29 protein-coding genes are annotated in these 26,257 nt (G+C 41.6%); 25 read left to right on the top strand and 4 right to left on the bottom strand.

Annotated features, from left to right (window positions below):
• Positions 1-42 precede the first annotated feature (42 nt).
• The 4 genes from NST59_RS11810 (at position 43) to NST59_RS11795 (ending at position 3,117) form a co-directional block, all read left to right on the top strand.
• Positions 43-1,164 (top strand): response regulator aspartate phosphatase, encoded by a 1,122-nt coding sequence (locus tag NST59_RS11810; protein ID WP_041086294.1) that lies wholly within the window; start codon positions 43-45, stop codon positions 1,162-1,164.
• 171 nt (positions 1,165-1,335) lie between these two features.
• Positions 1,336-2,076, top strand: a complete 741-nt coding sequence (locus NST59_RS11805) for a polysaccharide deacetylase family protein (protein WP_047201930.1) — start codon at positions 1,336-1,338, stop codon at positions 2,074-2,076.
• Between the two features lie 84 nt (positions 2,077-2,160).
• On the top strand, positions 2,161-2,889 hold the full coding sequence (locus NST59_RS11800; protein WP_257218397.1) for an SGNH/GDSL hydrolase family protein: 729 nt from the start codon (positions 2,161-2,163) through the stop codon (positions 2,887-2,889).
• A 78-nt stretch (positions 2,890-2,967) separates the two neighbouring features.
• On the top strand, positions 2,968-3,117 hold the full coding sequence (locus NST59_RS11795) for a hypothetical protein (RefSeq protein ID WP_162842499.1): 150 nt from the start codon (positions 2,968-2,970) through the stop codon (positions 3,115-3,117).
• Positions 3,118-3,252: 135 nt separating this feature from the next.
• On the opposite strand, the gene NST59_RS11790 is transcribed toward NST59_RS11795, so the two are convergent.
• Positions 3,253-3,393, bottom strand: coding sequence for a sporulation histidine kinase inhibitor Sda (locus NST59_RS11790; protein WP_003217327.1), 141 nt, complete (start codon positions 3,391-3,393; stop codon positions 3,253-3,255).
• 361 nt (positions 3,394-3,754) lie between these two features.
• On the opposite strand from NST59_RS11790, the gene NST59_RS11785 reads away from it, so the two are divergent.
• Genes NST59_RS11785 through NST59_RS11750 form a run of 8 tightly spaced genes read left to right on the top strand, consistent with a single transcriptional unit; the run spans position 3,755 to position 8,773 of the window.
• Positions 3,755-4,276, top strand: a complete 522-nt coding sequence (locus tag NST59_RS11785; RefSeq protein ID WP_008356191.1) for a YqeG family HAD IIIA-type phosphatase — start codon at positions 3,755-3,757, stop codon at positions 4,274-4,276.
• A 2-nt stretch (positions 4,277-4,278) separates the two neighbouring features.
• Positions 4,279-5,379: a ribosome biogenesis GTPase YqeH gene (yqeH, locus tag NST59_RS11780; protein WP_341040621.1), complete on the top strand. Its 1,101-nt coding sequence runs from the start codon at positions 4,279-4,281 to the stop codon at positions 5,377-5,379.
• 21 nt (positions 5,380-5,400) lie between these two features.
• Entirely contained in the window at positions 5,401-6,243 is an 843-nt protein-coding gene (gene aroE / locus NST59_RS11775) for a shikimate dehydrogenase (protein ID WP_039180084.1), read from the top strand.
• Positions 6,237-6,527: a ribosome assembly RNA-binding protein YhbY gene (gene yhbY / locus NST59_RS11770; RefSeq protein WP_008342507.1), complete on the top strand. Its 291-nt coding sequence runs from the start codon at positions 6,237-6,239 to the stop codon at positions 6,525-6,527. Before aroE ends, yhbY begins: the two co-directional genes overlap by 7 nt.
• Positions 6,528-6,540: 13 nt before the next feature.
• On the top strand, positions 6,541-7,110 hold the full coding sequence (locus tag NST59_RS11765) for a nicotinate-nucleotide adenylyltransferase (protein WP_058839048.1): 570 nt from the start codon (positions 6,541-6,543) through the stop codon (positions 7,108-7,110).
• Positions 7,100-7,663 carry a bis(5'-nucleosyl)-tetraphosphatase (symmetrical) YqeK gene (gene yqeK, locus NST59_RS11760; protein ID WP_048238932.1) on the top strand — a complete coding sequence of 188 codons (564 nt, stop codon included), beginning with the start codon at positions 7,100-7,102 and terminating at the stop codon, positions 7,661-7,663. The genes NST59_RS11765 and yqeK overlap by 11 nt, the downstream gene beginning before the upstream one ends.
• A 13-nt stretch (positions 7,664-7,676) precedes the next feature.
• Positions 7,677-8,033 carry a ribosome silencing factor gene (rsfS, locus tag NST59_RS11755; protein ID WP_003217467.1) on the top strand — a complete coding sequence of 119 codons (357 nt, stop codon included), beginning with the start codon at positions 7,677-7,679 and terminating at the stop codon, positions 8,031-8,033.
• Positions 8,030-8,773 carry a class I SAM-dependent DNA methyltransferase gene (locus tag NST59_RS11750; RefSeq protein ID WP_126681566.1) on the top strand — a complete coding sequence of 248 codons (744 nt, stop codon included), beginning with the start codon at positions 8,030-8,032 and terminating at the stop codon, positions 8,771-8,773. Before rsfS ends, NST59_RS11750 begins: the two co-directional genes overlap by 4 nt.
• A 48-nt stretch (positions 8,774-8,821) precedes the next feature.
• Here NST59_RS11750 and comER read toward each other — a convergent pair whose 3' ends face one another.
• Positions 8,822-9,670 carry a late competence protein ComER gene (gene comER, locus NST59_RS11745; protein ID WP_059374586.1) on the bottom strand — a complete coding sequence of 283 codons (849 nt, stop codon included), beginning with the start codon at positions 9,668-9,670 and terminating at the stop codon, positions 8,822-8,824.
• 90 nt (positions 9,671-9,760) lie between these two features.
• On the opposite strand from comER, the gene NST59_RS11740 reads away from it, so the two are divergent.
• The 3 genes from NST59_RS11740 to NST59_RS11730 all read left to right on the top strand — a co-directional run bounded on the left by NST59_RS11740 (position 9,761) and on the right by NST59_RS11730 (position 13,345).
• Positions 9,761-10,390, top strand: coding sequence for a helix-hairpin-helix domain-containing protein (locus NST59_RS11740; protein ID WP_268465703.1), 630 nt, complete (start codon positions 9,761-9,763; stop codon positions 10,388-10,390).
• A 65-nt stretch (positions 10,391-10,455) separates the two neighbouring features.
• Positions 10,456-11,025: a ComE operon protein 2 gene (locus tag NST59_RS11735; RefSeq protein ID WP_039180075.1), complete on the top strand. Its 570-nt coding sequence runs from the start codon at positions 10,456-10,458 to the stop codon at positions 11,023-11,025.
• Positions 11,018-13,345 (top strand): DNA internalization-related competence protein ComEC/Rec2, encoded by a 2,328-nt coding sequence (locus NST59_RS11730; RefSeq protein WP_341041016.1) that lies wholly within the window; start codon positions 11,018-11,020, stop codon positions 13,343-13,345. Before NST59_RS11735 ends, NST59_RS11730 begins: the two co-directional genes overlap by 8 nt.
• A 39-nt stretch (positions 13,346-13,384) precedes the next feature.
• Here NST59_RS11730 and NST59_RS11725 read toward each other — a convergent pair whose 3' ends face one another.
• Entirely contained in the window at positions 13,385-13,519 is a 135-nt protein-coding gene (locus NST59_RS11725; protein ID WP_012010638.1) for a YqzM family protein, read from the bottom strand.
• Between the two features lie 237 nt (positions 13,520-13,756).
• Here NST59_RS11725 and holA point away from each other — a divergent pair, with 237 nt between their 5' ends.
• Entirely contained in the window at positions 13,757-14,776 is a 1,020-nt protein-coding gene (gene holA, locus NST59_RS11720) for a DNA polymerase III subunit delta (RefSeq protein ID WP_047201921.1), read from the top strand.
• Positions 14,777-14,910: 134 nt separating this feature from the next.
• On the opposite strand, the gene rpsT is transcribed toward holA, so the two are convergent.
• The gene (gene rpsT / locus NST59_RS11715; protein WP_024423042.1) at positions 14,911-15,177 is read right to left on the bottom strand and encodes a 30S ribosomal protein S20; all 267 of its coding nucleotides are present in this window, start codon (positions 15,175-15,177) and stop codon (positions 14,911-14,913) included.
• Positions 15,178-15,375: 198 nt separating this feature from the next.
• On the opposite strand from rpsT, the gene gpr reads away from it, so the two are divergent.
• The 9 genes from gpr to dnaJ all read left to right on the top strand — a co-directional run bounded on the left by gpr (position 15,376) and on the right by dnaJ (position 26,242).
• A complete protein-coding gene (gene gpr / locus NST59_RS11710; protein WP_144494441.1) occupies positions 15,376-16,491 on the top strand; it encodes a GPR endopeptidase in 1,116 nt (371 codons plus the stop codon).
• A gap of 66 nt (positions 16,492-16,557) precedes the next feature.
• Entirely contained in the window at positions 16,558-17,766 is a 1,209-nt protein-coding gene (locus NST59_RS11705) for a stage II sporulation protein P (protein WP_107163341.1), read from the top strand.
• Positions 17,767-17,779: 13 nt separating this feature from the next.
• A complete protein-coding gene (locus NST59_RS11700) occupies positions 17,780-18,112 on the top strand; it encodes a YqxA family protein (RefSeq protein ID WP_126681568.1) in 333 nt (110 codons plus the stop codon).
• A 141-nt stretch (positions 18,113-18,253) separates the two neighbouring features.
• On the top strand, positions 18,254-20,092 hold the full coding sequence (gene lepA / locus NST59_RS11695) for a translation elongation factor 4 (protein WP_024423038.1): 1,839 nt from the start codon (positions 18,254-18,256) through the stop codon (positions 20,090-20,092).
• A 114-nt stretch (positions 20,093-20,206) separates the two neighbouring features.
• Positions 20,207-21,346: a radical SAM family heme chaperone HemW gene (gene hemW / locus NST59_RS11690; protein ID WP_251180490.1), complete on the top strand. Its 1,140-nt coding sequence runs from the start codon at positions 20,207-20,209 to the stop codon at positions 21,344-21,346.
• 81 nt (positions 21,347-21,427) lie between these two features.
• On the top strand, positions 21,428-22,459 hold the full coding sequence (gene hrcA, locus NST59_RS11685) for a heat-inducible transcriptional repressor HrcA (RefSeq protein WP_003217350.1): 1,032 nt from the start codon (positions 21,428-21,430) through the stop codon (positions 22,457-22,459).
• Between the two features lie 63 nt (positions 22,460-22,522).
• Positions 22,523-23,080, top strand: a complete 558-nt coding sequence (gene grpE / locus NST59_RS11680; RefSeq protein WP_058839059.1) for a nucleotide exchange factor GrpE — start codon at positions 22,523-22,525, stop codon at positions 23,078-23,080.
• 24 nt (positions 23,081-23,104) lie between these two features.
• The gene (dnaK, locus tag NST59_RS11675) at positions 23,105-24,943 is read left to right on the top strand and encodes a molecular chaperone DnaK (RefSeq protein ID WP_047201915.1); all 1,839 of its coding nucleotides are present in this window, start codon (positions 23,105-23,107) and stop codon (positions 24,941-24,943) included.
• Between the two features lie 165 nt (positions 24,944-25,108).
• On the top strand, positions 25,109-26,242 hold the full coding sequence (gene dnaJ, locus NST59_RS11670; protein WP_024427952.1) for a molecular chaperone DnaJ: 1,134 nt from the start codon (positions 25,109-25,111) through the stop codon (positions 26,240-26,242).
• Positions 26,243-26,257 lie beyond the last annotated feature (15 nt).

The raw sequence follows: 26,257 nt of genomic DNA, 5'->3' as shown, positions 1-26,257 counted from the left end.
ATATGTAATATTAGACCGAAAAGGAAGGGGTCATTTCGGAACATGGGGAAGGTTCTATCTTCACATGTAGGTATGAAAATTAATGAATGGTATCGAATGATACGGCAGTTCAGTGTTCCAGATGCGGAAATCTTGAAAGCGGAAGTTGAAGCGGAAATTGAACAGATGGAAGAGGACCAGCATTTACTGATTTATTATCAGCTCATGTGTTTTCGGCACCAAATCATGCTTGACTATATACACCCTTCAAAATACCAACCTTTCTCAGTATCTAATCTAGTCGATAAAATCGAAAATTCCAATCATGAGTTATCTGATATGCTGCATTATTACCATGCATTTTTTCGTGGCATGCATGAATTTAGTCAAAAAGAATATTTAGAAGCCGTCAAATATTATCGAGTGGCAGAAAAGCAGCTGTCCATGGTATTTGATGATATTGAGCAGGCAGAGTTTCATTTTAAAGTGGCAGAAGCCTACTATATCATGAAACAAACACATGTCTCCATGCACCATATTTTAAAGGCGCTGGAAATATACGATCAGCATGATGCGTATACCATTCGCATCATTCAATGTCTCTTTGTCATTTCAGGAAATTATCAAGATTTAAAACGAAAAGACCGGGCACTGCCTCATTTAAAAAAGGCAAAACAGCTCGCATCTCAAATTGATCACCCGCGCATATACAGTTCAGCGCTCTATAATTTAGGAAAATGTTATGGCGAGCTTGGCTATAGAGAGGAAGCGGAACGATATTTAACGGAATCCGCTGATCTTGCCCGCAAAGAGCTGCTTCCAACGCTTCCGCATACGCTCTATACGCTGGCGAAGCTGCTTTTTAGACAGAATGAACAGGCGGATGCCCTGCGCATATTAGAAGCTGGAAAATTGGCTGCAAAGAAGCATGAAGACCAGCTGTTCTGTCATATGTTTGAGTATCTGGATGCTTTATATGTTCAGGAAATCAATGAAGACCAACTGCAAAAAACCATTGATTATTTGGAAAAACTTAGCCTATACTCTTATATAGAGGATATCTCACTAGAAATTGCGACAGCCTTGGAAGCCTCTCAACAATACAAAAAGTCCAACCAGTATTATCAGAAATTATTATGGGCTCAAAATCAAATCCAAGAAGGAGAGTGTCTGTATGAATTCTAAGCAACGTTCGACAGTTGAAGAGAGAAACCAAACGTGAAACACAAAGAGCGGGCCAGTATGGCCGGCTTTTTTTATGTGAAAAAGATGTCGATATCCTCATGAGGTTTGCATGAATTGATGAGAAAGCGGGCAATTTAATTGGTAATGATGTTCGGTGGAGGAGGCGGTCGAATGAAAGGGCTGCATATCTTAATGTGTATATGGCTGCTATGTGCTTTTGTTCCTAATAAAGTAGAGGCACGTACATTAAAACGAGTCGATCTTGAAAAAACGGGACGTGCCTTTTGGGACATGAGAGCGGAACGGAAAAAGATTGCAATCACCTTTGATGATGGACCTCACCCAGTGTATACAAATCAAATATTGGATGTGCTGAAGGAGCATCAAGTGAATGCGAGCTTTTTTGTGATAGGGAGCCGAATCCATGCATATCCGATGATCGCAGAACGGATTGTGGACGAAGGGAATGAACTCGGCAATCATACGATGAATCATACGTATTTTGACCTGTTGTCGTCAAAGGAGATCAAGCGGGAATTAAAAGAATCAGCGGCTCATATCGCTTCACTCCAGCCTGGCGGTCCCTTATTATTTCGCCCTCCTGGTGGACGCTTAACAATGAAATCATTCCGCATTCTGTCAAAGCAAGGGTACGATGTGGTCATGTGGTCCTTTACGCAAGATCCGAAGGACTGGTCAAGACCAGGCGCACATAAAATTGCAAGCCGAATTATTGATCATATTCAAGGCGGCGATATCATCCTTTTACATGATGGCGGCGGAAATCGCAAGCAAACGGTAGAAGCATTAAAGCAGGTGATTCCTGAATTAAAAAAGAGAGGCTATGAATTTGTAAAAGTAAGTGAGCTGCTGCACCATGACAAAGCATATATGCCAGTTCAACTGCAATAGTAATCATTCGTTAAAAACAGTCATTCATTGAAACCAAAAGTCTTGTCGTTTACTATATGAAGAGGGCTTTTGGAGGTGAATGTTGTGAAGAAGTATGTTTTCCTTTTTATCCTATTATGTGTTGCTGCCGGGTGCTCAAAGCCAGTACAAGAAAGCGTCATTGCATTTGGTGACAGTAATACAAGAGGATCAAACTGGGACTTTCGAGATTATCCAACATCTGAAAAATGGGTGAATCTCATGAAAAACGTCGAGCGCGGCCAAATTCAAGTGAAGAATGCAGGCATTGGCGGGCAGACGACTGAAGACGCGAAACTGCGCTTTAAGCAGGATATTTTAAAACAGAAACCAACTTACGTTCTCATCATGTTCGGTACGAATGATGCGGCGATTTTAGACGGGAAACATCCTCGAGTGACGAAAAAAAGGTTTAAAGAAAATTTATCCTACTTCATTTCTGAAAGTAGAAAAGAAGGCATTACCCCGATTCTCATGACCTGTGTGCCTGTTGTAGAAGGCGGGAAAAAGGGCTTGTATTATTACTCTAGATATAAGTCATCTTATTTTGCCGGGAGAGGCGGGGCAAGAGCTTGGCAAAACTCTTATAATGACATCACGAGAGAAGTAGCGAAGGATGAGCAGGTGCCGCTTGTCGACAACTGGAAAGCTTTCATCCGAGAAGCTGGTGAAGATAGTGATCATGCCCTGATTCAGTCAGGCTTGATCGACCCTTCTGGCAATCATATGACACCAAAAGGGGCGAGAATTATTTATAACGAAATCAAAGAGCGTGATGTCATCAAACATTTTTAAATGATGGCCATCTGCCTAAACAAGACCATCCATCCAGCATAGTCTAACAGTATATCTTCCTAGAAGGAGGTAACTGATATGTGGGGATGTCCTTATCCTTACCCTGCGTGTTCGCCTTATCCAGCACAAGGAGCAGGAATCGGTTACGCTTTTCTTGTTGTGTTCCTTGTGGTCATTTTAGTCGTAGGCGGAGGGTTATGGTTTTGGAATGAACAGCCTTGCAATTAAGACACCTCTTCTTTTATCAGAAGGGGTGTTTTTTACGGAAAATAGTAGTAAGCATATAGCGCAAGTGATATAATATCAGTCACCTGAGTTTAAAAAAGGAGAGTGCTCGGGAGGCATGGTTCCTGTGATATGGAATTAAGAGGAAACAGAGAGCATATGCCCGAGCGAACGTCTTTTCATTTCTGTCTCAATTAATTCAATGAAGTCGCGATTTAAGTTCATTTCATTTGCTTTATAATACGATTCTATAAGTAAATCATCTGACAGCTTTTTCATACTAGAAACCCATATGATGGGAAAAACACCTCCCCTGAAAAAGTTGGCATAAAATTTGAGGAAAAGACATATCATCATAGGTTGATCGACTGTCTTTGAAGTACCTTTAATCTACCATGAATGGGAAACAAGAACAATCGTTCTGTTATCCACATGGTTAAGTGGATAACTTGTGGGTAGAGTGTTTATAATTGAATGAAAGCGTGATGAAATATAGGTGGATAATGTGTGTAAAATTATCCACACCTGTTGAAGGTCCTCATCATATGTCGAAAACTTTTTCATTGTATTCGATAGACAGACAAATTGTGATTTGATTCGACACAATCGCTAAAAACCAATGGAAGAAAGGGTGCAAATTGTGCTAAAGAAGTATTTCTTACCGGATGAATTTGTGAAAAGTATTTTCCACATTTCACCGCAAAAATTAAAAGAACGAAATGTAAAAGGAATTATTACTGATCTAGATAACACACTAGTAGAATGGGACCGTCCAAGTGCGACACCGCGCTTAATTGAGTGGTTTCAAGAAATGAAAGATCACGGGATACAAGTGACGATTGTATCGAACAATAATGAAAAAAGGGTCAAGCTTTTTTCTGAACCGGTTCATATCCCGTTTATCTATAAAGCGAGAAAGCCTATGGGAAGAGCCTTTAATAAGGCAGTCGCTGATATGCAATTGAAAAAAGAAGATGTGGTTGTCATTGGGGATCAGCTCATGACAGATGTTCTTGGCGGGAATCGTCATGGCTTCCATACGATTTTGGTCGTTCCTGTTGCTGCCTCGGACGGATTTTTCACAAAGTTTAACAGGCAGATTGAACGCAGAATTTTAGGAGCCTTAAAGCGTAAGGGCCACATTCAGTGGGAGGAAGAGTAATAATGGAAAAGGTTGTTTGTATTGGCTGCGGTGTAGCCATTCAGACGGAAGATAAAGATCAATTAGGATATGCGCCGGCAGCATCTCTATTGAAAGAAGATGTGATCTGTCAGCGCTGTTTTAGGTTAAAGAACTACAATGAGATTCAAGATGTTTCTTTAACAGAAGACGACTTTTTAAATATATTGCACAGCATTGGAGAAACAGATTCTCTCATTGTGAAGGTCGTTGATATTTTTGACTTTAACGGAAGCTGGATCAATGGACTGAGCCGTATTGTCGGTGGTAATCCGATTTTACTTGTCGGCAACAAAGTGGATATTTTACCGAAATCCGTGAAAAAAGATCGTCTGATTCATTGGATGAAACGGGAAGCAAAGGAAAACGGATTAAACCCTATTGATGTTTTCTTAATTAGTGCAAGCAGAGGCCAGGGCGTACCTGAGGTGATGGAAGCGATTGATCATTACCGCGAGGGAAGAAATGTCTATGTTGTCGGCTGTACGAATGTTGGGAAATCAACATTTATCAATCGAATCATCAAAGAAGTATCTGGAGAAGAGAATGTCATTACTACCTCCCAATATCCAGGTACTACACTTGATGCGATTGAAATTCCGCTTGATGACGGGTCTGCTTTATTCGATACGCCGGGCATCATCAACCGACATCAAATGGCACACTATGTCAGTAAAAATGACTTGAAGATTTTAACGCCGAAAAAAGAATTGAAACCGAGAACGTTCCAATTAAATGAAGCACAAACGCTTTATTTTGGCGGACTGGCTCGATTTGATTACGTAAAAGGCGGCAGAACGTCATTTGTCTGCTATATGCCAAATGAGCTGAACATTCACCGTACAAAGCTGGAGAACGCAGATGATTTATATGAAAAACATGCAGGAGAACTGCTGTCGCCGCCATCAAAAGAGGGAATGGCAGATTTCCCGCCGCTCGTTCCGCATACCTTTACCATTGATCAGCCAAAAATGGACATTGTCTTTTCAGGTTTAGGCTGGGTCACTGCAAATGATGCGGACAAGCAAATCAAAGTTTATGCGCCAAAAGGCGTTCATGTGTTTATGAGACGTTCGTTAATTTAAATGTTCAAAGGGGGAGAGACCTTGAAACCTTTATACGGAGTAATCGGTAACCCTGTTGGCCACTCAATGTCTCCGGATATTCATAATGCTGCACTAAAGGATGCTGGAATTGATGGACATTATCATGGCTTTCAAGTAGAAAATGATGACCTGAAAGATGCGATTAGCGGCATGAAAGCGTTAGGAATCAGCGGCATTAACGTCACTGTTCCGCACAAGGTAGAAATCATGAAGTACCTTGACAAAATTGATGTAACAGCTGAACGCCTCGGTGCCGTCAATACGGTGCGGCTCGAAGGAGATCAGCTCGTTGGGTACAATACAGATGGAGAAGGCTTTCTTCATTCATTGCTTGAAGCCCTGGATCAGCCGTTATCAGAGCTGTCATTTCTCTTGATTGGTGCTGGCGGAGCGGCAAGAGCGATTTATACGACAATTGCTCAGTATGCACCGAAGAGCTTTGATATTACGAACCGCACCATTGAAAAAGCTGAAGCTTTAATTGAAAGTGCAGAGGGGAAAATCACATCTCATGCAATCACATTAAATACAGCAGAAGAGCAACTTGGGGAATATGATGTCATCATCCATACGACCTCGATCGGCATGTATCCGAATGTTGAAGAAACCCCGATTTCTTTAGCGAACGCAAAAAAAACAGCGGTCGTTTGTGATATTGTGTATAATCCAATAGAAACAAAACTGCTTAGTGAAGCAGCAGGTTTAGGCTTGAAAACAGTGGATGGGGTTGGCATGTTTGTTGGACAAGCAGTAAGAGCCTTTGAACTGTGGACCGGCATTACGCCTGACGCCGGAAAAATGAAGTCAATTGTCATAGAGAAATTAGGAGGAACACCATGTTAAAAGGTAAGCAAAAACGTTTTTTACGTGCACAAGCACATCATTTATCACCTATTTTTCAAGTTGGAAAAGGCGGGGTAAATGACAATATGGTCAAGCAAATTTCCGAGGCGCTTGAAGCAAGAGAACTATTAAAGGTCAGCGTATTGCAAAATTGCGATGAGGACAAAACAGAAGTTGCGAAAGCACTTGTAAAAGGTGCAAAGGCTGAACTCGTTCAAACGATCGGAAATGTGATTGTCCTTTACAAAGAATCTAAGGAAAATAAACAAATTAAGCTGCCGTAAAGGTGGATGCGATATGAAAAAAATAGGGTTGTTCGGCGGTACGTTTGATCCTCCCCATAATGGGCATTTGCTGATGGCAAGTGAGGTGCGGATTCAAGTTGGGCTTGATGAAATTTGGTTTATCCCAAACCATATGCCTCCTCATAAAACAGGACGGAAACGAGCAGATAGTCATCACCGGATAAACATGGTGGAGGCGGCGATTCAGTCAAATCCGTATTTTCAGCTCGAGCTCATTGAAATGGAGCGGGAGGGTCCTTCTTATACGGTAGATACAGTCAATCTGTTAAAGAAGCGTCATCCAGAAGATCAGTTCTTTTTTATGATAGGAGCGGACATGGTCGAGTATTTGCCAAAATGGCATCGGATCGATGACTTGCTTCAAATGATCACCTTTATTGGGATGAAAAGACCGGGTTACGTTGGAAGTACGGCATATCCACTTTTATTTGCAGATGTTCCAGCTTTTGATGTATCATCGACATTGATTAGGCAGCGAATAGAGCAGGGAAAACCTGTTGATTATTTGATTCCGAAAGCTGTTGAGCGTTATATAAAGGAGCATCATTTATATGAATCGTGAAGAAGCATTGAACTGTGTCAAAGAGCAGTTAACAGAGCATAGATATACACATACACTTGGAGTCATGGAAACAGCCATTTCATTAGCGGAACGGTTCGGTGCTGATGTGAAAAAAGCAGAGATCGCCGCTATTTTTCATGATTATGCGAAATTTAGACCAAAGGAAGAAATGAAGGGGATTATCGAGCAAGAGAAGATGAACCCTTTATTGCTTGAATATTCGCCCGAGCTTTGGCACGCCCCGGTTGGTGCCTATTTGGTCAAAAAAGAAGCTGGAATTGATGATCACGATGTGTTAACAGCCATTGAATTTCATACTTCCGGCAGACCAGACATGACTTTACTTGAAAAAGTCATTTATGTCGCAGATTATATAGAACCAGGACGACATTTCCCTGGTGTCGAAGAAGTAAGGGAGTTAGCAGAACATGATCTAGATCGTGCACTGATCCAATCATTAAAAAACACCATCAGTTTTCTAATGAAAAAGAATCAGCCAGTCTTTCCAGATACGCTTGCTACTTACAACTCGCTTGTGCATAAGAACAACTAAGGAGGAATTTTGGATGGATTCATCATCAATTTTAAACGTCGCAGCAGGAGCATGCGATGATAAACGGGCTGAGGATATTATTGCCCTTAATATGCAAGGAATCTCACTTGTTGCAGATTATTTTCTCATTTGTCACGGGAATTCTGATAAACAAGTGCAAGCCATTGCAAGAGAAGTAAAACATCTTGCAGAGGAAAGTGGAATTGAAGTAAAGAAGATGGAAGGCTTTGATGAAGCAAGATGGGTATTGATTGACCTAGGAGATGTCATTGCCCATGTGTTCCACAAAGAAGAAAGAGGATATTACAATCTAGAAAAGCTTTGGGGAGATGCGCCGAGAGAAACGCTTTCACTTGGCATTAACTCATGATTTATCAAGGGTTTGCAGGTGTGTATGACGAGCTCATGACACATGCACCTTATGATGAATGGGTTCAATGGATCCAGCAGTATATGAAGCCGAATGCTGCCATCATCGATGTAGGCTGTGGAACTGGAGAGATTTCTCTTCGGTTAGCTGAAAAGGGCCACAAGGTCACAGGAATTGACCTCAGTGAAGAAATGCTGGCATTCGCGCAGCAAAAAGCCCAGGCGAAAAAGCAGTCGATTCAATTTCTACATCAAGATATGAGAGAGGTTACGGGCTTTGAGCAAGCCTTCCAGGCAGCAGTTATTTGCTGTGATTCCTTGAATTACTTAAAAAACGAAAATGACGTCAAAAAAACCTTTAAAAACATGTTTCAGCTTTTAGAGGAAGATGGGGTTTTACTTTTTGATGTTCATACGCCTTATAAAATGGAAGAGGTATTCCCGGGATCGACTTTTGCAGATCAAGATGAAGAGATTAGCTATATTTGGCAGAGCGATAAAGGGGATGACATGTATTCGGTGATTCATGATTTAAGCTTTTTTGTAAAAGATGGAGACATGTATCAGCGTTATGATGAGACGCATGAACAGCGCACATTTCCATTTGAAACATATGCAGCGTTCCTTAAGTCCGCTGGTTTTGAACAAATAGAAGTGACCGCTGATTTTACAAATGAAGCCCCCGGTGAATTTGCCGAAAGATATTTCATCTCAGCTAAGAAACCAAAAACCATCGTTTAATAGAACGATGGTTTTTTAAAACCCTTTTTTCGCTTGTTGCAAAGATGATTAATTTCTGCGATCATCAGTGAACACACTTGGTGGATATTGATGCGCAACTGCTTCAAGATCTTCATCGAATTTTTCATGGGTGTTTTGAAAGAGGCGGTGAAACATATCTTGCACACCTGCTTCAAGTGCTTTAATGCCTTCACCAGTGACCCCGCCTTTCACACATACTTTGTCTTGCAGTGTCGGAAGGGTATAGACTCTTTTTTCAATCAAACGGCCAAGTCCAACCAGCATATCTTCTGCTAAGGTGGTGGCTTCTTCTTTAGAAATATCCGTTTCTTCTACGGCCGCTTCAATCATCTTCTGAACGAGAAAACTGATAAAAGCAGGACCGCAGCTGACAATATCGGAAGCCGCTCTTGTAATCGAATGATGGATCTCGATTGGTGTTGAAATGCACGAAGCTAACTGTCTTAACGCTGTTTTCGTCACGGCATTGCATGATGAACCAAAAGTTAAAAGTGATGCGCCTGATAAAGCGCGGTTTGTAATGCTTGGAATCAGCCTGGCTGTTTGACAAGGAACGATATCCTGAAGCTGTTCAGGATGAACCGGACTTGTAATGATGACAATGGTTTGCTGCTCCGTTAAAAGAGGACTCAGCTCTTTTAAAAGTGGATAAATATCAAGTGGTTTGACACAAACAAAAATGAAATCTTTATTCGTGACAGCCCCTGAAAGCTGTTTCGTTACTTCAAGCTCTGGATGGTTCTTTTTTATATTGAACGCTTTTTCAATGGTTCGGTTTGTAATGGTGATCGATGAGGGATTGACTGCCTTTGATTCAATAAATGCCTCAGTAAGTATGGTACCCATGTTTCCTGTACCGATTAACCCTATATTCAAACGTTCTCCCTCCTTAGACGCATAGGATCTGTTATCTTCTAAACAGTATGTTGAGCAGTAGAAAAATATGATCGAAAGAAGCGTGAGTAAGTGAAACGACTCATTCCATTAAAAAAATACAGTCTTTATATTGCAGCTGGGCTCATGGTTTTGATGATCATCGGTCTCTTCTTTTTCATTGGAAAAGGGGAGGGCAGCAGAGAACCAAATGTATTGAAGGGAGATAAAGACATACAAGTCACATTAGAAGACAAACAAGAAAAGACAGAAAAAGAGCCATCGACGATTTTTGTAGAAGTCAAAGGAGCTGTAAGAAAGCCAGGTGTTTATACGTTTCAATCTGATGCTCGGGTAGAAGAAGCGATTCGAAGGGCAGGAGGCTTTACTAGCAAAGCAGACTCGATTGAAATCAACCAAGCAGCAAAATTAGAGGATAGTATGATGATTTATGTTCGGAAGCAGGGGGAAGCGGAAAGAGAGACGCAAACAGCATCAGATGACGCATCAACGGACGTTGAAAAGAGTGAGGGGGTAAATGTCAATCAGGCCGATGCATCCGAATTGCAAACCATTAACGGCATAGGACCAGCTAAAGCCGAAGCTATTATTACCTATAGAGAGGAACACGGAGATTTTCAACAAATTGAAGACTTGCGGAACATTTCAGGTTTTGGGGAAAAGACGATTGAACGGCTGAAAAGTCAATTGACCGTGAAGTAGAATTGACGGTATAGAAGAAAGGCATGTACACTTAATATCAACCATCATTCTGGAGGGATCAGCTCGTGGAAAGAATTTCATGGAATCAATATTTTATGGCACAAAGCCATTTGCTTGCTTTACGAAGCACCTGTGAGCGGTTAGCTGTTGGGGCGACCATCGTAAGGGACAAGCGCATCATTGCAGGGGGGTATAATGGCTCCATTGCCGGTGATGTTCATTGTGCGGATGTAGGGTGCTATGTCATTGATCATCACTGTGTTCGCACCATCCATGCGGAAATGAATGCTATTTTACAATGTGCCAAATTTGGAGCACCTACAGCTGATGCTGAAATATATGTCACACATTTTCCTTGTTTACAGTGCTGTAAAGCCATCATTCAAGCGGGTATACGGACAGTGTACTATGCAAAGGATTATAAAAATCATCCATATGCCGTTGATTTATTCGAGCAGGCGGGTGTTCAAACAGAGCAAGTTGAATTAGATGAAATGATCATCGACTTAAAAAATCAAGAAAAATTGGCCTTTGTTGCAGATTTAATTGGGAAGCTGAGTGAATCAGGACTTAGCGAAACAGAAATTCGCGATATGCATGAGAAGGCGAATCAATTATTTACTTCCTATGTTTAAATATTTGCCGTTTGGGGCAATTTCAGCAGCTGTTGGAATTGCTCTTGCTGCATATCATCTTCATATGTATTTCCTTCTCTTTCTTCTTATCATATTACTTCTCAGCCTACTGAAAAAAATGTCCCAGCTTTTTTTAATGGTCAGCCTATGCGGGGCTGTCTATATACTCATTTTTATGGTTCATGAGTCTCTTGAAACGGAGCTGCCCGTACAAGAAAAATTCCTATCTGGTTCCGTTGTGATTGAAAGCATTCCGAAAACAGATGGCAATCGTTTTTCAGCGACTGTATCGACAGACCATGAACGACTAGCCACATTTTATACAATTCAAACAGAGCGTGAAAAGGAGGCATTAAAAGAGGTAGAACCTGGTATGAGCTGTCACATGACAGGTGATGTTCGCCCAGCAAAACACGCAACCATTCCTAACGGATTTCAATACGATCAATTTTTAAAAACAAAAGGCATTGCAGCTATTTTCCTGCCACAGTCGATCAAAAACTGTACAAAAAAAGGCGGTTCTTCCTACTATCTTCAAGCGATGAGGCAAAAGGGTTTGACATTTTTAGAGGAACATGTGCCAAAACACTCTGTTGGCATTGTGCAGGCACTTATTTTTGGCGATCGTGAGTTGATAGAACCTGACACATTAAGAGATTATCAAATGCTCGGCATTATTCATTTACTAGCGATCTCAGGACTGCATGTGCAAGCGCTTCTTGCATGTTTATTTTGGTGTCTCCTTCGTGTGGGTGTGACAAGAGAGACAGCACGTATTCTTCTATTATGCTTTCTTCCTGTTTATGCTTGTTTGACAGGTGCTGCACCATCTGTTTTAAGAGCTTGTCTCATGGCAGGAATCTATTTAGTGATGACTAGTCTGCCAAAAGAATTGAAACAGCCTTCTGCTGTGGTATTAAGTGCAACGTTTTTACTCTTATTAGCGATCCATCCTCTTTATTTATTTGATATCGGATTTCAGCTTTCCTTCGTGGTGACGTTTTTTATTTTGTTATCGTCTAGGATTTTATCAAAAGCAAAAAGTTCGGTCATGCAATTATTCCTGATTTCCTTTATTGCACAGCTTGCTTCGCTCCCTGTTCTTTTATATCATTTTCATCAATTCTCTTTACTGAGCGTTCCTTTGAACATGATATTTGTTCCTTTTTATACGACGATCGTCATGCCACTATCCTTACTCTTTTTTCTTTTGACGATCGTTTATCTTCCGCTTGGACAAACATTGTTTCAACTTCTTGATTCGGTGATCCAGCTTAGTCATCAATTGTCAGCCTATATGGCTGATTTTGATGGATTCAACTTGATTTTTATGAAGTCAACTTGGTGGCATATTGTTCTTGAGGTGAGTGCCTTAATTGTTCTGTTAGTTGTGATGGAGTGCAAAACTTCTGTGAAGTCCTATGCTGTGCCGCTCCTTTTTCTCATTGGTATCTTGAGTGCACACTATTTCACCCCGAATTTTTTCGAAAAAGGGGAAGTGACGATGCTGGATGTAGGACAGGGGGATAGTTTGTTTATTCAGCTACCCTATCGAAAGGGGCACCTGCTTGTGGACACGGGAGGCAGGCTTTCTTTTGAAGAAGAACCATGGAAAAAAAGACGAAAAGTGTCTACGATCGGTGATCAAACGCTGATCCCGTTTTTGCATTCTAAAGGAATATCGAAACTTGATGTCCTTATTCTGACGCATGCGGATCAAGACCATATGGGAGAAGCAGTTCGTTTAATCAAGCGAAATAAAGTAAAGCGGCTGGCCATTCCAAAAGGCTTTGCACGGAGTCCAGAGGATGCGGAGCTGTTAAAAGAAGCAGCTGATCAAGGGATCATGATTGATGAATTAGAGAGAGGAGATCAGCTTCAGATTGGAGAGCAAATATTTGACGTTCTTCATCCGTCTCGCAATCGAGTGACAACTAAGAATAATGATTCGCTTGTTTTGACATGTACTCTAGGCGGGAAGCGGTTTATGCTCACTGGAGACCTTGAACAAGAAGGGGAGCGAGACATTATAGAAGCCTTTCCTCATCTGCGGGCAGATATCTTAAAGGTTGGACATCACGGGAGTAAAGGGTCAACAAGCGAAGAATGGCTTCAGCATCTCAAGCCCTCACATGCACTCATTTCAGCAGGTGAACGCAATCGTTATCAGCATCCACATCAGGAAGTCTTGAAAAAATTAAAGGATCAGCAAATGAAGGTGTATCGTACAGATACCGACGGGAGTGTGACGTATGAATTTCTCGATGAGGAAGGAACGTTTTACACTCACCCTCCATATGATATCTTACAAACTCAATAAAAAAACTGCCAAAACGGCAGTCATGTAACCTTCATGAAGTTAAGATCCAACGAGGTGTATAATAGTTGCCAAAATAAACATTGAGGCGAAAAATCCGAATGTGACGATAAAACCAACGGCTGAGTCGGTCACATCATTCCGCTTGCTTTGAACATTTTTTTCAAATTCATTCATTTTCATCCCTCCTGGCTAATTTTAGTATACTTGAACTCATTTGGAATTGCTAGAAGGTAAAGTAACCGTTTTCCATTTTCATGATCATTTTATGAATATCGTCTGACAGCAGGCTGACCCGGGAGCTTGCGCCGGACGTTTACTATAAATGAGGAGGCGGCACTTTCAGCTTCCTCTTTACTAATGTCTTCACACACTTTAGGATAGAGGAGGAAGTGAAAGAGAGGGATTCAATTGATGGTCTTTGATGTATGGAACAATTTAAAACGAGGGGATATCCATCCCGTTTATTGCTTATATGGGAAAGAAACATATTTACTGCAAGAAACCGCCGCTAAATTGAGACAAGCTGTAGTAGACGAGGAAACGAAAGATTTTAATTACTCCATCTTCGATATGGAAGAGGTGCCGCTTGAACAGGCTGTGACGGATGCAGAAACATTTCCGTTTATGGGAGAACGACGTCTCGTCGTGATCAAGAATCCTTATTTTCTTACAGCTGAGAAGAAAAAGGAAAAGATCGAGCATGAGCTTTCTGTATTAGAAGCTTATTTAGAAAAGCCAGCGCCCTATACCATTCTCGTGTTATTAGCACCGTATGAAAAGCTGGATGAGCGTAAAAAAATCACCAAATTGCTAAAAAAGAAAGCTGCTGTTGTTGAGGCGAAAGAATTAAACCCAAAAGAAACAACTGATTTCACCATCACACTGGTGAAGACAGAAGGAAAGATGATTACATCTGAAGCGGCTGAGCAGCTTGTGATGTTATGCGGCGGAAGTCTATCCTCTCTATTCCAAGAGGTTCGGAAGCTAAGTACATATATTGGAGAGCGGGAAGAAATTGAGTTAGCAGATGTCAATCAGCTCGTTGCAAGAAGCTTGGAGCAAAATATTTTCGAGCTGATTAATCAAATCGTAAACAGACGCCGCTCTGAGGCCATGCAGATGTTTTATGACCTCTTGAAGCAAAATGAGGAACCCATTAAAATATTAGCACTTATTTCAACTCAATTTCGATTGATTTTGCAGACGAAGTATTTCGCTCAGCAAGGATATGGACAAAAACAAATTGCTTCAAATCTAAAAGTCCACCCATTCCGGGTCAAACTTGCCATGGATCAGGCAAGACTGTTTTCAGAAGAAGAGCTCAAGCAGATCGTCAAAGAGCTTTCAACGATTGATTATGAAATGAAAACGGGTAAAAAGGACAAGCAGCTGCTGTTAGAATTGTTCCTGCTTCGATTGTTAGGCGCTTGAACATAAAAAAACGACCTTCTAAAAAGAGGGTCGTTTTTGTTTAGATGTATAATTGCCAGTCTGTCCTTAAGGCTCGGCCGGTCAGGACGGACGTACAGTTAAACAGGTGCCTCATTACTGAGGCGTTGCAAGCATTATGCAGAAAGTCCGTTTACTTGTTTAGCAAGTCTTGATTTGTAACGCGCAGCTGCGTTTTTGTGTACAAGACCAGTTTTAACGGCTTTGTCAATGCGTTTTGCAGCAGAAGCAAGAGCAGCTTTTGCTTGCTCAGCATCGTTGTTAGCTACAGAAACTTCAACTTGTTTAATCGCAGTACGCATCGCAGACTTGATTGTTACGTTATGTGCACGGCGTTCGTTATTCGTTTTTGTACGTTTGATCGCTGATTTAATATTTGGCATGTGTTTCACCTCCTAAGATACAACCTAAACACAATTGTCTTAAGGTTAAATCTTCACAATAGAACAAATTGTATTCTATCAAACACACCTTTAGAATGCAATATAAATGTAAAGTATTTTTCATTGATGACGTGCTCGAATGTTTCTTTCAAGAGATGGAAAGACTACTGTTAATTACTTGGTGGAAGGAGTCTTTTTATGGAGAAACAGAAGCTCGATTTAAGCGTTTATCAAATCCGGACAGACCTCGCTGTTGAAACAAAAGAGATACTAGAACAAGAGAACGATCCGAATGTCGTCAAAAAGGACGGGATCCAAGGGATCGTCGAAAAGGAAAAAGATGAGCAAGGCATCCGTATCCGTACTGTAGAAATCACGAAAGAAGGGGAGGAGCTGACTGGCAAAAAGGCAGGGACCTACTTGACGTTTGAAGCGCAAGGCATTCGGGAGAAAGACTCTGAAATGCAAGAAAAAGTCGTCCAAGTCTTTGCCCGTCATTTTGCTCAGTTTTTAAAAGACAGAGGCATTCAGGCAGATGCGAGCTGCCTTGTAGTAGGACTGGGAAACTGGAATGTCACGCCAGATGCACTAGGTCCTCTCACAGTCGAAAACCTGCTTGTGACCCGTCATCTCTTTGAATTACAGCCGGAAAATGTTCAAGAAGGCTATCGCCCAGTTTCCTCTTTGTCGCCAGGTGTGATGGGACTGACCGGTATTGAAACAAGTGACATTATCCAAGGTGTGATTGAGCGGTCTAAGCCTGATTTTGTCATTGCTGTCGACGCCCTTGCTGCTCGTGCGGTGGAACGAGTGAATACAACCATTCAAATTTCTGATACAGGTATCCATCCCGGTTCTGGTGTAGGGAATAAGCGAAAAGAATTAAGTGAAGAAACATTAGGTATCCCAGTGATTGCAATTGGCGTTCCGACAGTGGTGGATGCAGTAACGATTGCTAGTGACACAATTGATTATGTCTTAAAGCATTTTGGTAGAGAACTAAAAGATGATAGACCATCCCGCTCTCTTGTGCCGGCTGGTTTGACATTCGGGAAGAAAAAAGTGCTTAACGAAGAAGACTTGCCAGATGAGGAAACACGTCAATCATTCTTAGGCATCGTAGGAACCCTTCCAGAAGAAGAGAAAAGGCAGCTAATCCATGAAGTGCTTGCGCCGCTCGGACAAAATTTAATGGTCACGCCTAAAGAAGTCGATACATTCATTGATGATATGGCAAACGTACTTGCCAACGGATTAAACACAGCGCTTCATCAAAAAATCACTCAAGATAACAAGGGTTCATATAATCATTAATCGGTTCTACTTTCTCTAGCTCGCTCATAGTGTAATTACTAGAAAGCGTGCTGGAGGGAGTAAATCATGAAAAAAAGACCCCGCCGTCCTCGACAGTTGGTCGTTGCGATTAATGGAACGAAAGTAGTCAAAAGTATTTTCTTATTTATTGCCGCTCTTGTTGTGGTGTTTGTGATGTCAGGGGCTTTAACATCTTTAAAACCTGAGCTGAGGCCGCAAGCCTCGTTATATGGTGTAGCAGATGAGCTCTCTGGCGCATTTTTTGCCACATTAATGGGCATGGAAAACCAATATTTCGCCTCAGCAGTTCCAGAAGCTCAAAAAGGATTTCATTTCTCTGGGCTGTCACTGAAGCTTGCAACCAGTATTAATTTAGAAGACCCGCGCAGTTTTCTAGGAAGAGAACTTCCAGGCTTTGAACATTTTGATACAAAAATCATCTTAGCGGGTGAAGGCACAGACTATACCAACATGCCAATGGAATCGCCGCCTCCGAGTGAAGTGATCCAAGATGAAAAAGAAGCAAATTTAGCTGAACTGGACAAGCTGGATGAAGATGGGCCGAAAAAGCCTGCCAAAGAACCGGACCGGTCAACAGGAAAACGAAAAGCTGTGTACATTTATCACACACATAATACGGAATCATATTTACCATTTTTAAAAGGAGAAACGAACCCAAATAATGCACGGCACTCAAAAGTGAATGTTACCCTTGTCGGCGACATGTTTGGAAAGGCGCTTGATCAGCAAGGAATCGGCAATACAGTCGACAAAACGGAAATTGAAAAAAGACTCGTGAAAAAAGGATTAAAGTATCCGCAGTCTTATAATGAATCAAGATTGGTCGTGAAAGAAGCCTTAGCGAAAAATGATGACCTCGATTATTTAATTGATATTCACCGGGACTCAAGAAGAAAGAAAGATACGACTGTCGAAATCAAAGGGAAGAAATATGCGAGAATTGCGTTTGTTGTTGGGAAGAAGAATCAAAGCTATGAGAAAAACTTAAAGCTTGCGACAGAGTTCCACCATTTGATGGAGAAAAAATATAAAGGTCTTAGTGTCGGCGTGTTTGCCAAAGGAGAAATTGGCGATAATGGAATCTATAATCAAGATTTATCTGACAAAGCCCTTCTTTTAGAATTTGGCGGAGTAGATAATAATATGGAAGAATTAAGAAATGCATCCAATGCAGCAGCTGATGTATTCAGCGACATTTTCTGGGACGCGGAAAAGGTGGACGGCAAAGCAAAGGATGAGAAAAAACGCTCTTAAGGTGGTGACGGGTATGGGCTCATTTATTGGAAAAACCATTATGTTAGGATTGGTCTTGCTGTTTGGTGTCTTTTTAGGAATGCAGCAAGCGAATAATGGCATGCTGCAAATGAAGGGCTACCATGATCCGCAATTAAAAGGAGCTTTCTCCATTCAAATGAACGACGATGAAGAAAAGGAAGCTTCTATCTTAGGAACGGCTGTTACAGAAAAGGATCTTGCCGAAAAACAAAAGCAGCTCGAGGAAATAGAAGGCTTTAATGCCTTTTCCAAAGCAGGAAAAGCCCTGTCTGATGGTATGACAAATGCAGCCCGTTCTCTTTATGATTGGGTGAATGGGAAATAAACGAATTTCATGAGATATCACCCTTTTAATCAAAGCCGCTGACCGATAAGCGGCTTTTCTTGATTTCGATTGAATCTTTACAGCCCTATTGATATAATCTAACCTAGCGCAACCCGCGTTTTATAGTAGGAGTGATAGATTGTGACAGATAAAGAAAAACGATTAGAACGGCAATCAAGAATTCGAAATTTCTCCATTATCGCCCATATTGACCATGGGAAATCCACATTGGCGGACCGTATTTTGGAAAAAACAGCGGCGATTACTCAACGGGAAATGAAAGAACAATTACTTGATTCCATGGATTTAGAGCGTGAACGCGGCATAACGATTAAACTAAACTCTGTCCAGCTGAAGTATAAGGCGAAGGATGGAGAAGAATATATCATGCACCTGATTGATACACCAGGGCATGTCGACTTCACCTATGAGGTATCTCGAAGCCTAGCTGCCTGTGAGGGTGCGATTCTCGTAGTAGATGCAGCACAAGGAATTGAAGCACAGACACTTGCGAACGTTTATTTAGCTCTTGATAACAACTTAGAAATTCTTCCGATTATCAATAAAATCGATCTGCCGAGTGCAGAGCCTGAGCGTGTAAGAGAAGAAATTGAAGATGTCATCGGGTTGGATGCGTCTGAAGCTGTTCTCACCTCTGCTAAGGCGGGTATTGGAATCGAGGATATTTTAGAACAAATCGTTGAAAAGGTGCCAGCACCTGCTGGAGATCCAGAAGCACCACTTCAAGCCCTTATTTTTGATTCTCTTTACGATGCGTATCGCGGCGTTATTGCGTACATACGAATTGTTGAAGGAACCGTCAGACCTGGTCAGAAAATTAAAATGATGGCGACGGGGAAAGAATTTGAAGTTCTTGAAGTCGGCGTATTCACACCAAAAGCCATGCCAACAGATGAACTCACAGTTGGAGATGTTGGCTACTTAACCGCTGCGATTAAAAATGTCGGTGATACACGTGTAGGGGATACGATCACAAGTGCGGAAAACCCTGCGAAAGAAGCGCTGCCAGGATACAGAAAGCTAAACCCAATGGTATACTGCGGACTTTATCCGATTGATACAGCGAAATACAACGACTTACGTGAAGCGTTAGAAAAGCTTGAATTAAATGATTCTTCACTTCAATATGAGGCAGAGACATCCCAAGCACTTGGCTTCGGTTTCCGCTGCGGCTTCCTTGGAATGCTTCATATGGAAATCATCCAAGAACGGATTGAACGTGAATTTAAAATTGATCTGATTACGACAGCGCCAAGTGTTATTTATGATGTATATATGACAGATGGAGAAAAAATCGTCGTAGATAACCCGTCCAATCTGCCTGATCCGCAAAAGATTGAGCGAATTGAAGAACCATATGTAAAAGCAACAATGATGGTGCCGAACGATTATGTAGGCTCTGTGATGGAGCTTTGCCAAGGAAAGCGCGGAAATTTCATCGATATGCAGTATCTTGATGCGAACCGTGTGAGCATTGTGTACGAAATTCCTTTGGCAGAGATCGTATACGAATTCTTTGATCAGCTAAAGTCTAACACAAAAGGCTACGCGTCCTTTGATTATGAGCTGATTGGCTATCGTCCATCGACGCTGGTGAAGATGGATATCATGCTGAATGGCGAAAAAATCGATGCCCTTTCCTTTATTGTTCACCGCGATTATGCATATGAACGAGGCAAGATCATTGTAGAAAAGCTAAAAGAACTGATTCCACGCCAGCACTTTGAAGTGCCAGTTCAAGCAGCAATCGGTCAAAAAATCGTTGCTCGTTCCACCATTAAAGCGATGCGTAAAAACGTACTTGCCAAATGTTATGGTGGAGACATTTCCCGGAAAAGAAAGCTTCTTGAGAAGCAAAAAGAAGGGAAAAAGCGCATGAAGCAAGTGGGCTCTGTTGAAGTCCCGCAAGAAGCATTTATGGCCGTGCTGAAGATGGATGACAGCACACCGAAAAAATAACATCCTCAAGGCTGCTTGCTTTACAATGTTCGCCTTGACGTTTATAGTCGATAACAAACAAAGGCGCCGCAGCGATAAACTGCGGCTCTTTACCTGTAAAGAAGGTGTCATCAAATGAAAGCAGCATACATTCACATTCCATTTTGTGAGCACATTTGCCACTATTGTGATTTCAATAAATTTTTCATTAAAACGCAGCCAGTCGATGAATACTTAGCGGCTCTTGAAAAAGAGATGCAGCATACGATCGAACAAAAGGGCGAGCAGGAACTCAAGACGATTTTTATTGGCGGAGGAACCCCGACATCACTGACTGTCAGCCAGCTAGACAAGCTAATGAACAGCATTCACCGTGTATTAAAGCCGACAAAAAACCTGATTGAATTTGCAGTGGAAGCGAACCCAGATGAATTATCATTCGAGAAGCTGCATGTGTTAAAAGAAGCCGGTGTCAATCGGCTGAGTTTTGGTGTTCAAACTTTTGAAGACGATTTGCTCAAAAAAATCGGACGAGTTCATCAAAAAAAGGATGTCCTTACGTCCTTTGAGCGAGCTAGAGCTGTTGGATTTGACAATATTAGCCTCGATCTCATGTTTGGCTTGCCGCATCAAGAAAAGCATCATGTGATGAATTCACTTGAGACAGCTTTCTCGCTGGGGGCAGAGCATTATTCGGTTTACTCACTCATCGTCGAGCCGAAAACCGTTTTTTACAACTTAATGCAAAAGGGAAAACTTCATTTACCGCCGCAAGAACGTGAGGCTGAAATGTATGAGCTTGTGATGGATGAAATGGAGCGCCATGGATTAAAGCAGTACGAAATTAGCAATTACGCCAAACCTGGCTTTGAAAGTCAGCATAACCTGACTTATTGGAGCAATGAAGATTACTTCGGTTTTGGTGCAGGCGCACACGGGTATGTAGATGGCGTCCGAAATGTGAACGCAGGGCCGGTGAAGCATTATTTGGAGCTGATTGATCAAACAGGGTTCCCGTATAAGGAAACACATCAGGTCACAAAAGCAGAGCAAATAGAAGAAGAAATGTTTTTAGGTCTTCGAAAGATCGAAGGAGTGAAAAGTGCTGATTTCCAAGCAAAATATGGTACTGCACCAGAAGCACTTTTTCCCACTGTTCTTGAAGAATTAGAAGAAAAAGGCCTCATTGTAAAAGATGACATCGGGATCCGTTTAACAAGAAAAGGAAAATTGTTAGGGAATGAAGTATTTCAAGCGTTTCTCGGTGAGTTATAATTGACATTTTAATTTGAGTTTGGTAATTTTGTTTATACAATTAGCACTCGTTGAAAGAGAGTGCTAACAGGGGTGATGATGATGTTAACAAATCGTCAGCTTTTGATTCTGCAAGTCATCATTAATGACTTTATTCGTTCGGCGCAGCCAGTTGGATCAAGGACTCTTTCTAAAAAAGAAGACATTACATTCAGCTCTGCGACGATTAGAAACGAAATGGCTGATTTGGAGGAACTTGGTTTTATTGAAAAGACCCATTCTTCATCAGGAAGAATTCCTTCCGAAAAAGGATATCGTTATTATGTAGATCATTTGCTCTCTCCGCGAAAACTGTCGTCTAAAGAGCTTGTGCTCATCCAGTCGGCCTTTCAGGAGAAAATTTTTGAGCTGGAAAAGACAGTTCAAAAATCGGCGGAAATTTTATCAGATCTCACAAACTATACATCGATTGTGCTTGGTCCAAAGCTAAGTGAAAATCGATTAAAGCAAATTCAGCTTGTCCCTGTTCAACCGAACAAAGCAGTGGCAATCATGATTACAGACAGCGGACATGTTGAAAACAAAACCATTACCTTCTCTGAGCATCTCGATGTCTCCGATATTGAGAAGCTGATGAATATTTTAAACAGCCGCCTAGCCGGAGTCCCGATGGATCAGCTGAAGGACAGAATGTATAAAGAAGTTGTGATGCTTCTTCGCACGCATTTAAAAGATTATGATCATATTTTAGATGCGCTCGGCAATACATTTACATCGACTCAAAATGAATCAAAACTTTTCTTTGGCGGGAAGATTAATATGTTGAATCAGCCGGAGTTTCATGACATTGACCGCATTCGTTCACTCATGATGCTTATTGAGCAAAAGAATGATGTCATGCAGCTGTTTCATCCAAATCAGCAAGGAATCACCATTAAAATCGGTTCAGAAAACAATTTGGAAGCGATGGAGAATTGCAGCTTAATCACAGCCACTTATTCGATTGATCAAAAATCACTCGGCTCCATTGCTGTCATCGGTCCAACCCGTATGGATTATGGCAGGGTTGTCAGTCTCTTGCATCATGTATCAAAAGACTTGTCAAACGCACTTTCCAATTTGTATGATGAGTAGGGTGATAAAAGATAGGGGCATAGCCCCTTCGTATTTTTGAATCTTTTGAGGGAGGTGAACACAATGTCAGAAGAAAAACAGACACCTGAGCAAGAAGCAGAGGTTGAAGCACAAGAAGAAGCAGTTCAAGCAGATAATGAGGAAGTAACACATGATGAACAGTCTGCCTTCCAAGAAAAAATCGATGAATTGCAACAGCTTCTAGATGAAAAAGAAAACAAAATTCTGCGTGTTCAAGCAGATTTTGAAAACTATAAACGCCGTGCTCGAACTGAAGTGGAGACCGTGCAAAAATATCGTTCTCAACATGTTGTCAGTGATCTTCTCCCAGCTCTTGATAACTTTGAAAGAGCGCTTGGAATTGATCCAGACAATGAGCAGACGAAAAGTTTGTTAGAAGGAATGCAAATGGTTTACCGCCAGCTGGTAGAAGCGTTGAAAAATGAAGGCGTTGAACCAATTGAAGCTGTCGGCAAAGAGTTCGATCCAAACCTTCATCAAGCCGTCATGCAAGTTGAAGATGAAAACTACGATTCAAATATCGTTGTAGAAGAATTGCAAAAGGGCTATAAACTCAAAGATCGAGTTATTCGTCCATCAATGGTAAAAGTAAATCAATAACTACATAATGGGAGGTCATCGAATATGAGTAAAATCATTGGGATTGACTTAGGAACAACAAACTCATGTGTTGCAGTACTTGAAGGCGGCGAGCCAAAAGTCATTGCAAACGCTGAAGGAGCACGTACAACACCATCTGTTGTCGCTTTTAAAAACGGAGAGCGCCAAGTGGGTGAAGTAGCAAAACGTCAATCAATTACAAACCCAAACACAATCATGTCTGTTAAAAGACATATGGGTACAGATTATAAAGTAGAAGTTGAAGGCAAGAACTATACACCGCAGGAAATCTCTGCAATCATTCTTCAACACCTTAAATCTTACGCTGAAAGTTATCTTGGTGAAGAAGTAACAAAAGCAGTAATCACTGTTCCTGCATACTTCAACGATGCAGAACGTCAAGCAACGAAAGATGCTGGTAAAATTGCCGGTCTTGAAGTAGAACGTATCATCAACGAACCAACAGCAGCTGCACTTGCGTATGGTTTAGATAAAACAGATGAAGATCAAACGATCCTTGTATACGACCTTGGCGGCGGTACATTTGACGTGTCAGTTCTTGAACTTGGAGACGGCGTCTTTGAAGTGCGCTCAACTGCTGGGGACAACCGTCTAGGTGGAGACGATTTTGACCAAGTCATCATTGATCACCTAGTGGCAGAATTCAAAAAAGAAAATGGCATTGATCTTTCTAAAGATAAAATGGCGCTTCAGCGTTTAAAAGATGCTGCTGAAAAAGCGAAAAAAGATCTTTCAGGTGTATCTTCTACACAAATTTCACTGCCATTTATCACAGCTGGAGAAGCAGGACCTCTTCACCTTGAATTAACGTTAACGCGTGCTAAATTCGAAGAGCTTTCTGCAGATCTTGTAGAGCGTACAATGACACCAGTACGTCAATCACTGAAAGATGCTGGTTTATCTGCTAGCGAGATTGATAAAGTCATCCTTGTAGGTGGATCAACTCGTATTCCTGCAGTCCAAGAAGCAATCAAAAAAGAAACAGGCAAAGAGCCTCATAAAGGTGTAAACCCTGATGAAGTTGTTGCACTTGGTGCAGCGATTCAAGGTGGAGTTATCACAGGAGATGTCAAAGACGTTGTTCTTCTTGACGTAACACCACTTTCTTTAGGAATTGAAACAATGGGCGGCGTGTTCACGAAGCTGATTGAACGTAATACAACAATTCCAACAAGTAAATCTCAAGTATTCTCAACGGCTGCTGACAACCAAACAGCTGTAGATATCCATGTCTTGCAAGGTGAGCGCCCAATGGCTGCAGATAACAAAACATTAGGCCGCTTCCAATTGACTGATATCCCGCCAGCACCACGCGGCGTACCACAAATTGAAGTATCATTTGATATCGATAAAAACGGTATTGTCAACGTACGTGCGAAAGATATGGGTACAGGCAAAGAGCAAAACATCACAATCAAATCTTCTTCAGGTCTTTCTGATGATGAGATCGAAAAAATGGTTAAAGAAGCAGAAGAAAATGCTGAAGCAGATGCGAAGAAAAAAGAAGAAATCGAAGTGCGCAACGAAGCAGATCAATTAGTGTTTACAACTGAAAAAACATTAAAAGATCTAGAAGGCAAAATCGATGAAGAGCAAGTGAAAAAAGCAAACGACGCGAAAGATGCACTAAAAGCTGCGATCGAAAAAGGCGAGTTTGAAGACATCAAAGCGAAAAAAGATGAGCTGCAAACAATCGTTCAAGAATTAACGACAAAGCTCTATGAAGAAGCTGCAAAACAAGCACAAGCTCAGCAAGAAGGCGCTGAAGGTGCTCAAAAAGCAGATGACAATGTAGTGGATGCAGAATACGAAGAAGTAAACGACGATCAAGAGAAAAAATAATCACCTTTACTTTTGAAAAAGACTGCTGAAACGTACTCGTCAGAAAGTCAAAGTCAGGATCTCTTGGCTTTGACTTTTTTTCTTTTCAACGATGAAAGGAATTGAAAAAAGTTAAATCAAAATGATACAATCGTATTTATGTGAGAAAATCGGGAGTGTGAAGAGATGAGTAAGCGTGATTACTATGAAGTGCTTGGCGTAAGTAAGAGCGCCTCAAAGGACGAAATCAAAAAGGCATACCGCAAGCTTTCAAAAAAGTATCACCCTGATATTAATAAAGAAGCTGGCTCAGATGAGAAATTCAAAGAAGTAAAAGAAGCCTATGAAACCCTTTCTGATGATCAAAAACGTTCGCATTATGACCAGTTCGGTCATACCGATCCAAACCAAGGCTTTGGCGGCGGCGGTTTTGGTGGAGGAGGAGACTTTGGCGGCTTCGGCGGCTTTGATGACATCTTCTCTAGTATTTTTGGCGGCGGAGCGAGAAGAAGAGATCCAAATGCACCGCGCCAAGGAGCGGACCTGCAATATACAATGACGCTTTCATTCGAAGAAGCGGCATTTGGAAAAGAAGCAACGATTGAAATCCCTCGTGAAGAATCTTGTGAAACATGTCATGGATCAGGTGCAAAGCCTGGTACGCAGGCGAAAACTTGTTCACATTGCGGAGGATCGGGTCAATTAAATGTTGAACAGTCAACCCCATTTGGTAAAGTGGTCAACCGCAGAGTATGTAACTACTGTAGCGGAACAGGGAAACAAATTGATCATAAATGTTCAACATGCGGCGGATCTGGCAAAGTGCGTAAGCGTAAGAAAATTAACGTGACGATCCCTGCAGGTGTTGATGATGGTCAGCAGCTCAGAGTATCTGGTCAAGGTGAACCAGGTGTAAATGGAGGACCTCCAGGCGATCTATTCGTTGTATTCCATGTGCGTGCGCATGAATTCTTCGAACGTGATGGAGATGACATTTACTGCGAGATGCCGCTCACCTTTGCCCAAGCTGCATTAGGTGACGAAATTGAAGTGCCGACATTACACGGAAAAGTAAAATTAAAAGTTCCTGCTGGCACTCAAACTGGCACGAAGTTTAGACTTAAAGGAAAAGGTGTGAAAAATGTACGCGGCTACGGCCAAGGCGATCAGCATATCGTTGTACGTGTCGTCACACCGACAAATTTAACAGACAATCAAAAAGATATCATTAGAAAATTTGCTGAAGTGAGCGGAAATAAACCGGACGAACAAGAAATGAGCTTTTTCGATAAGGTAAAACGCGCATTTAAAGGCGAGTAAGACGGATAAGGAGTT

The sequence above is a fragment of the Bacillus sp. FSL R5-0439 genome, from assembly GCF_038008805.1.
In the GTDB taxonomy this organism is placed as follows: Bacteria; Bacillota; Bacilli; order Bacillales; family Bacillaceae; genus Bacillus; species Bacillus safensis.
Note: the sequence above shows the minus strand (reverse complement) of the source record. Positions and strands in the feature narration are given on the sequence as shown.